At 70.0% G+C, this 7,991-nt stretch carries 9 protein-coding genes; 7 read left to right on the plus strand and 2 right to left on the minus strand.

The genetic code is table 11. The annotated features are described in order from the left end of the window. A partial coding sequence (locus AB0J09_RS48825) for an aminotransferase class I/II-fold pyridoxal phosphate-dependent enzyme (protein ID WP_360707590.1) occupies positions 1 to 538 on the minus strand: 538 nt, incomplete at its 3' end. Between the two features lie 116 nt (positions 539 to 654). Here AB0J09_RS48825 and AB0J09_RS48830 point away from each other — a divergent pair. The 7 genes from AB0J09_RS48830 (at position 655) to AB0J09_RS48860 (ending at position 7,466) form a co-directional block, all read left to right on the plus strand. Continuing rightward, positions 655 to 2,361 carry an alpha/beta hydrolase gene (locus AB0J09_RS48830; protein ID WP_360707593.1) on the plus strand — a complete coding sequence of 569 codons (1,707 nt, stop codon included), beginning with the start codon at positions 655 to 657 and terminating at the stop codon, positions 2,359 to 2,361. Further along, positions 2,358 to 3,278 carry a DUF418 domain-containing protein gene (locus AB0J09_RS48835; RefSeq protein ID WP_360707596.1) on the plus strand — a complete coding sequence of 307 codons (921 nt, stop codon included), beginning with the start codon at positions 2,358 to 2,360 and terminating at the stop codon, positions 3,276 to 3,278. The genes AB0J09_RS48830 and AB0J09_RS48835 overlap by 4 nt, the downstream gene beginning before the upstream one ends. Then, a complete protein-coding gene (locus tag AB0J09_RS48840) occupies positions 3,238 to 4,044 on the plus strand; it encodes a carbon-nitrogen hydrolase family protein (protein ID WP_360707598.1) in 807 nt (268 codons plus the stop codon). The genes AB0J09_RS48835 and AB0J09_RS48840 overlap by 41 nt, the downstream gene beginning before the upstream one ends. Next, positions 4,041 to 4,487: a hypothetical protein gene (locus AB0J09_RS48845; RefSeq protein WP_360707601.1), complete on the plus strand. Its 447-nt coding sequence runs from the start codon at positions 4,041 to 4,043 to the stop codon at positions 4,485 to 4,487. Before AB0J09_RS48840 ends, AB0J09_RS48845 begins: the two co-directional genes overlap by 4 nt. Before the next feature lie 67 nt (positions 4,488 to 4,554). After that, positions 4,555 to 4,950 (plus strand): hypothetical protein, encoded by a 396-nt coding sequence (locus AB0J09_RS48850; RefSeq protein ID WP_360707604.1) that lies wholly within the window; start codon positions 4,555 to 4,557, stop codon positions 4,948 to 4,950. A 33-nt stretch (positions 4,951 to 4,983) separates the two neighbouring features. Continuing rightward, a complete protein-coding gene (locus AB0J09_RS48855; RefSeq protein ID WP_360707607.1) occupies positions 4,984 to 5,481 on the plus strand; it encodes a sigma-70 family RNA polymerase sigma factor in 498 nt (165 codons plus the stop codon). Further along, complete coding sequence (locus tag AB0J09_RS48860; protein ID WP_360707610.1) at positions 5,478 to 7,466, plus strand: hypothetical protein; 1,989 nt, start codon at positions 5,478 to 5,480, stop codon at positions 7,464 to 7,466. Before AB0J09_RS48855 ends, AB0J09_RS48860 begins: the two co-directional genes overlap by 4 nt. On the opposite strand, the gene AB0J09_RS48865 is transcribed toward AB0J09_RS48860, so the two are convergent. Continuing rightward, the coding region (locus AB0J09_RS48865; protein ID WP_360707613.1) for a carboxyl transferase domain-containing protein at positions 7,460 to 7,991 on the minus strand (532 nt) is incomplete at its 5' end. The genes AB0J09_RS48860 and AB0J09_RS48865 overlap by 7 nt on opposite strands.

A 7,991-nucleotide genomic window follows, 5' to 3' on the forward strand; every position in this document is an offset into this window, starting at 1 on the left:
TGAACACGGTCCCCGTGGGTTTGTGCGGCGTGTTCACGAGGATGGCGCGGGTGGGGGGTGTGACCGCGGCGCGCTGCTCGTCCGGGTCGTACGTGAAGCGGCCGTCCACCGGGCGCATCGTCACGGCCACCAGCCGCGCCTGGGCGAGCGCGATCGACGCCGCGTAGGAGTCGTAGTACGGCTCGAAGGCGATCACCTCGTCCCCCGGCTCGCACAGGGCGAGCACGGCCGCCGCGATGGCCTCCGTGGCCCCCACCGTGATCAGGATCTCGCCCACCGGATCGTACGAGAGGCCGTAATGGGCGGCGCGGTGCTCCGAGACCGCCCGGCGCAGCTCCGGCATGCCCGGCCCCGGCGGGTACTGGTTCACGCCCGACGTGATCGCCTGGACCGCGCGGTCGAGCATCGCCGCGGGCCCGTCGGTGTCGGGAAAGCCCTGGCCGAGGTTGATCGATCCGGTCTCGACGGCGAGCGCGCTCATCTCCGCGAAAATCGTCGTGCCGAAGGCGCGCATCCTGGCAACAAGTGGTTCGGTCACGACCCTTAGGCTATGCCCGACAAGAAACCTGCTCATCGAACCGCCCACTGATGTCGCGTCGATCGACGACCGTAGGGCGGTCCGCTTCGCAGGTTTCTCATCGGTAGTCTCGACCCGTGATCATCCGGGTCGTGCTCGCCCTCGCCCTGACCGTTCCCCCCGTCATGACCCCGCACGGAGGCGACACGCCCCCGTGCCCGGTTTCCGTCCCGGCGGGTACGACCTGCGCTTTCCTCGAGGTTCCCGAGCGCAGGGACGCCCCGGAGAGGAAGATCAAGGTGGGGTACGCGGTCCACATCTCGACCGCCAAGGACCGTAAACCGGACCCTGTCGTGTACATGAGCGGCGGGCCCGCGTCGGCGTCCATGCAGCTCACCGGATTTCTGAGCCAGATGTTCCCCGATCGTGACGTGGTGACGGTCGAGCAGCGCGGCAGCAAGTACTCCGAGCCGGTGCTGGGCTGCCCCGAGACGGCCGAGGCGCTGCTGGGGCAGCTCAGACGGCCGCCCGCCGACATCGCGGCCGCCGCCGGCCGGTGCCGGGCAAGGCTCCGGGAGCAGGGCGTCGACCTGCGGGGATACAACACGAAGGAGATCGCGGCCGACGTCGTCGCGTTACGTCGGCAACTCGGGTACGAGTCCTGGAACCTGTTCGGCGTCAGCTACTCCACCAGGGTCATGATGGACGTGGCCGCCGCCGACCCCAAGGGAGCGCGGTCGGTGGTGCTGGACTCGTACCTGCCGGAGAGCGTCAACTGGTACGACGACGCCGGCAGGAACCTGGCGGACACGGCGGCCGTGCTCGGCATGAAGGACGCGTTCGACGCCGCGACGACCCGGCTGAACGCGAAACCCGCCCAGGTGACCACGACCGACCCGATCCTCGGCAAGGCGTTCTCGGCGCGTGTCAGCGGCGACGACCTGGCCACGATCATGGCCGAGGCGCTGCACGAGGCGGACGTGGCGGCGGTCGCACCCGCGATGATCGGCGCACTCGCCAAGGGCCACGACGAACTGCTGCAGCCGCTGGCCGACGCCGTGGGCGAGGGGCTGGTGTCGCACGAGTTCGGGCTGTATCACGCGGTGCAGTGCCAGGACGAGGTCCCGTTCAACACATTCACTCCCAAATCCCGCCTTTTCACCATAAATGGGGATAAGGCGGTGTGTGATGCCTGGCAGCTCCCCAAGGCCACGCCCGTCAACGCCACCACCCAGGCCCCCGTGTACGTGGTGGGCGGCCAGTACGACCCGACCACCCCCACCAGGACCACCAGGCCCGCGGCGGAGGCCCTCCCCAACGCCCGCTTCGAGGAGTTCCCCCGAGCCTCCCACGCCGTCTTCCTGACCAGCGCCTGCGCCCGGCGCAAGATCCTCGAGTTCGTCACCGACCCGGCGAAGAACACGGCCTCCCCCTGCCTGGACGACGACACCGCCATCCGGCCGGGCGACCTGCACGTGACCGGAGCCCCGTACCAGATCTCGAAGTCCCCGTGGCTGGCCGCGCCCTTCGCCCTGTTCGCGCTCGCCTCTCTGATCCAGCTCGTCGCGGGCGCGCTGAAGGGCAGGGCGCTGGCGGCCTTCGGCGGGCTGACCGGCGTGGCGTTCGCCGGACTGGCCGGCCAGTCCGTCTACGCCCTGGCCGGCAGGAACGAGACCGCCCTGGCCGTCGGCGTGCCCGGCACGGTCGCCGTCTACACCTGGATCGCCGCCGCCTCGGCCGTGCTGACCGCCGCGGCGCTCCTTCGCCACCGCCGGTGGCCGCAGATCACGGCGGCCGTCATCAGCGCCGGATTCCTCGTATGGTGGTTCACCTGGTTCCTTTGACGCGCATCCGTGAGCTCGATGCCCTCCGCGGTTTCGCGGTGGGCGGGATCATGCTGGTCAACACCTGGCAGCACACCGACAAAGGAGCCCGCAACGGGGTCGACTGGACCATCGACGCCCTGTTCCAGAGCCGGTTCTACCCGATCTTCTCGCTGCTGTTCGGCATCAGCTTCGTGCTGTTCCTGCGTGGCAACAGCCGCTGGGCGCTGTTGAGCAGACTCTTCTGGCTGTTCTGCCTCGGGATGGCGCAGCACCTGTTCTACCAGGGCGAGGTGCTGACCGACTACGCCGTCTACGGCGCCGCGGTGTTGCTGCCCGCCTCCTTCCTGGCGGGCGGCCTGCCGGTGCTGCTGCTGGGGCTGGCGGTGCTGGCCTGGGGGCTCCTGGTGGGCGGCGGGCCGTTCCTGATCCCCGGCCTGTTCCTGCTGGGCATGGGGCTGTATCGGCTGGGACCGCCGAGATGGCTGCTGCTGCCCTCGTTCGCGGTCACGGCGCTGGCCACCGCGCTGCTGACGGCCGCCTGGGCGAGCACGCACGCCTGGAGCGTCTACAGCGTGGCCGCGCTGGCGGGCGCGGCGGCGTACTCGCTGGGGTTGCTGCTCGTCCTGCGGCCGTGGTTGTCGGCGGTGCTGGAGCCGCTGGGCAGGATGGCGCTGACCAACTACGTCTCGGGCACCGCGGTGATCGTCCTGGCCGCGCCGCTGCTGAACGCCGACCCCACCCGCTGGTCGGGGGTGGCACTGGCGGCGGTGACCGTGGCCGTGCAGGTGCTGCTCAGCAGGTGGTGGCTGAGCAGGTTTAGGTACGGGCCCCTTGAGTGGATTTGGCGGTGCCTGACCTGGTTTCGACCGGTGCCTAACCGGTTAGAGTCGGGCCGTGACCACAATCGCCCTCTGCCAAATCCCGGTGTCTCCTGACCCGTCCACGAATCTCAAGCGGGCCCAGGAGGCGCTCGCCAAGGCCGAGGGGGCCGACCTGGCGATCTTCCCCGAGGCCACGCTCACCCGCTACGGCCGGCGCATCACGGACCTGGCCGAACCGCTGGACGGCCCGTTCGTGTCCGCCCTGGCCGAGTCCGCCAAGGAGCACGGGCTGTCGGTGATCGCCGGGGTCTTCGAGCCGGGCGACGGCCGGGTGCACAACACGGCCGTGGCCATCGACGCCCAGGGCGCGGTGAAGGCGGCGTACCGGAAGATCCACCTGTTCGACTCGTTCGGCGCGAAGGAGTCCGACCTGGTCGCGCCCGGCGCGGAGCCGGCCGTGGTCGAGCTCGCGGGGCTCAAGGTCGGCCTCATCACCTGCTACGACGTGCGCTTCCCCGAACTCGCCAGGGCACTGGTGGACAAGGGCGCCGAGCTGTTCGCGGTGATCGCCGCCTGGGGCTCGGGGCCGCTCAAGGAGGATCACTGGGTCACCCTGGTCAGGGCCCGGGCGCTGGAGAACACGATGTGGACCGCCGCCGTCGGCCAGGCTCCGAACCCGGCCGAGTCGTCCGACGGCTTCGGCGTGGGCCGCAGCATGCTGGTCGATCCGCTGGGCGTGATCCGCGCCGACCTCGGCACGGCACCCGGCGTGCAGGTCGTGCGAGTCGACCACGAATGGACGGCCGCGGCCAGAGCCACCCTGCCGTGCCTCGAACACCGGGTCCTCCGAGCTTCAACAGATCGTAAAGTAGTACCGTGAGCGGAACGCAGATGCAGAAGGTTGTCCCGCCGCGTCTGCTCGTGCCATACCTCTCGGGCAAGCGCACGGTCATCTCGGGTTACGTCTACCGCGTGCAGGACTGCGTCAGGCTGACCACGCCTGAATCCCTCTACCATGGCCTCGACTTATCGTTCGACGGATCGGAGCTGTTCGCTGAGGTGCCCGAGCTCTACGTCATGCGCTGGCACGCCCGCGACGTCGACACGTACGCGGTGCCGTACGGGCCTCACATGGGTGGCGACTGGAGCGACGCGCCTCCGTTCGCGGGCAACGGGTTCACGACGTCGTCGGATCACGTGGTGCCGCAGTTCCACACCGTTCCGATGCCGATTCCGGCCGGGGCGGAGATCGTCCACGTCACCGCCGACGGCGAGGGGCCCTTCGCCGAGTACGACGGGCTGACCTGGCGGCGTGCCGCATGAGCGAGCGTAGCGAGCGAACCAATAGACACAGCCGAATTTCGCTCAGGCGACCGACGAAGGAGGGCGCATGAGCGAAGAGATCATGCCGGTCGCGTCCGGCTTCGTGGCCCGCTTCGGGGATCTCACGCTGCCCGCCGCCCTGGGCCCCGACAGCGACCAGGTGGTGCTGTTCAGCGAGGTCGAGGTGGAAGGCTTCGAGCCCGCGTCGGGCTACTGGCGGCGGGTGGTGGCCAGGCCGCAGGTCGAGTGGCTGGTGCTGATCCGCACGGTGGGGGCGTTCGGCGGCGAGCCCTGCATCGTGCTGGACGAGGACGACGACGGGCTGCACATCGCCTACACGGGCCACAGCGGGATGAAGGCCGAGGCGCTGGGCTACTGGATGGTCGACCACGGCGCCTATGAGGTCGTGGTGCCCCGCGAGGAGGTCTTCTCGATCCGCGTCGAACGGATTCCGGTCCCGTAGTCAACCGGCCGCCGTTCCAGGTGTCTCTATGGCGTGACCGAAACAGCGACCATGGCGCAGCCGTCGTTCGCCGACCTGTTCGCGGCCCAGTACCACTCCCTGGTACGCCTTGCCGGGCTGCTCGGCGCGGACGACCCCGAGGACATCGCCCAGGAGGCGTTCGCCCGGCTGCACACCAGGCGCCTGCGCGACGACGGGGCCGCCCTGGCCTACCTGCGCGCGACCGTCTGCAACCTCACCCGTAACCGCCTGCGACATCTCAGGCTCGTACGGCTGCGCCGCCCCGACCCCCCTGAACCCGCCCGCAGCAGCGAGCACACGGTCATCGTCTCCGAGGAGCACCGCGAGCTGCTGGCCGCCGTGGACCGCCTGCCGCGCCGCCAGCGCGAGGCCCTCGTCCTGCGTTACTGGCTGGATCTGTCGGAACGCGAGATCGCCGAGGCCATGGGCGTCTCGCCCGGATCGGTGAAGACCCACGCGAGCAGGGCGCTGGCGACCCTGGGCAAGGCGCTGAAGGAGGAGGACGCGTGAACGACCTGGAAGAGCGCCTGCGAGCCGCGTTCGACGCCCGTGCCCGGACCTTCGAGGCCGGCCCGCACGCCTGGGCGCGTGTCATGGAACGCAGGCCGCACCGCCGCCCGGCCCGGTGGCTGCTGGCCGCGCTGCCGGTGGCGCTGCTGGCCGTGTTCGTTCCTGTCCTGCTCAACGGGGGCCTGGGCAGGAACACCGCGACCGACCCCGAGGAGGTCTACCGGCAGCTCATGCGCGACAGGACGCCCGCCGGCGAGCAGGTGACGGTGGACAACCCGGCCGAGGGCAAGCCGCTGCGGCTCTGGTTCGCCAAGGGCGACATGGGCCAGCCCGAGCTGTGTTACATCACCGAGCGTGCGGACGCGAATCCGTACGGAGCCTGCGGCGGGATGCTGAATGCGAGCGTCTCGTGGAGAGGCTGGTTCGAGGGCAGCACGGTGAAAGACGGCGCGGCCAGGGCTCTGGACTACGGCGTGGCCCACCAGGACGTCACGGCGGTCGGCGCGGTGACCAAGAGCGGCGCGAAGATCCCGGCCACGCTGCTGCGCCCTGAGGGTGCGCCGTTCCAGATCTGGACGGTCACGTACACCACCCAGGACCCTGTCTCGAAGGCGGTGTTCAGCAAGCCGGGCCGCGCCGACGACGAGATCCCGCGCTCCACCCTGACCCAGGGCCTGCTCGACACCGATCAGCAGGACGGCAAGGCCGTCGAATTGGAGGGAGGCGTCACCGTCGCGCCTTACAAGGCCAAAACCGGCCGCACGCTGATCTGGCTGCGCCAGGGCGAGAACATCTCCAGAACGAGTTTGGAGCGCAAGTATCTGTTCAAGGACGCGCCGGTGCACCATTTCCGCACGGACGACCAGTTGGTGGGCGCCGCGAGGACCGACGTCGCCAAACTGCGGATGACGATCTCCGGGCGGAGCGATGTCACCGTGGATACCAGACCCGACCCGTGGAACCTCGGCCTCAGGCTCTTCACCATCAGCACGCGAACGAGCGCGGACACGACTTACACACTGGTCGCCTACGACGCGGTGGGAAAGGAGATCTGGCGCACGGACCGGTCCCCACGACAACACGAGCCGAAGTACGGCGATCAGGTCGGCGGCACGATCATCCTTCCCGGCACGGAGGACTTCGGCTACGGCCCTGTCCGCCTGTGGTTCGTCAAGTCGAAAGGCGAGGGGGGCGGACAGATCATGCTCTGCAACTCCGGAGGGGTCATGTACGACGGACGCAAGGGCGGCGGCTGCGGCAGCGCCTCCTTCGACGACCCGAACAGCTTCAGCAACGGTTCCGTGGACAGTTTCCTGCCCGAACCGGGCGCGACCGTCTCCTATGGCACGGCCCAGCCCGAGTGGGAGTCGGTTGACGCGGTGCTCAGGGACGGGCGGCGCATCCACGGCACGTTCGTGTCCGCCCCCGGTGCCCCCGCCCGCGTCTGGTACGTCAAGTACCCGTACGGCACCGACGTCGCCGCCCACGTCTTCAAGGTCAAGGGCAGGCAGCTGGAAACCGTCTACCGCACCTCGTACGACTGCTGGGAGGCCAAGGCCCTGCAGGGGCGCGGCCACGCCCTGCCCAGGGGCATCACGGCCACGCTGGTCATGGACAACTGCGTCCGGTTCTGGAAGGGGGCCAAGGAGTTGCCCGGCGCGTACGAGCCCATCCCCGGCGGGAAGCTGAGCACCATGCTCGCGCCGGAGCGGCCGCTGCAGTGGGGGCAGGAGAAGACCGACTGGTACGGCTTCACGCTCCCCGGCACGGCCAAGGTCACCGTCACGCTGAAGGGCGGCGGCACCGCCACCGCCACCGTCGAGACCGTCCCGGACCCGTGGGGGCAGGGCGTGATGTTGTTCACCGGGGCCGTCCCTGAGAAGGAGGGCAAGCAGGGGATCAGCTGGCCGGGTATGCGGTTCACGGGGTACGACGCCGACGGCCATGTGATGTGGACCTACCGGCCGGGGCGGTTCCCCTACTGAGTGCCGAGACGGCGGAAACGGGCCTGGCGGGCCGCGAAACGGTCCGCCGGGCTCAGCTCCAGGAGTCGCGCGATCTCGTACTCCAGCGCCCGCCCCACCCGCTCGCAGAACTGCCGCGGCTCGTACGCGGCGTCCGGCATTTCCGGAATGACCCGGTCCACGATGCCGTCCTGCCGCAGATCGGTGGCGCGGATGCGCTGTGCCTGGGCGATCTCGGGCGCGAAGTCGACCGAGCGGTAGAGGATGGCCGAGGCGCCCTCCGGCGGCAGCGGCGACAGCCAGGCGTGCTGCGCGCACAGCACCCGGTCGGCGGGCAGCAACGCGAGCGCCGCGCCGCCGGCGCCCTCGCCGAGCAGCAGGCACACGGTCGGCGCGTCGAGCATGACCAGCTCGGCCAGGCAGCGGGCGATCTTGGCGGCCAGCCCGCCCTCTTCGGCCGCCTTGGACAGGTCGGCCCCGGCCGTGTCGATCACCGTGATCAGCGGCAGGCCCAGCTCGGCCGCCAGCCGCATGCCGCGCCTGGCC

This window comes from Nonomuraea sp. NPDC049784 (assembly GCF_040659615.1).
GTDB lineage: Bacteria > Actinomycetota > Actinomycetes > Streptosporangiales > Streptosporangiaceae > Nonomuraea.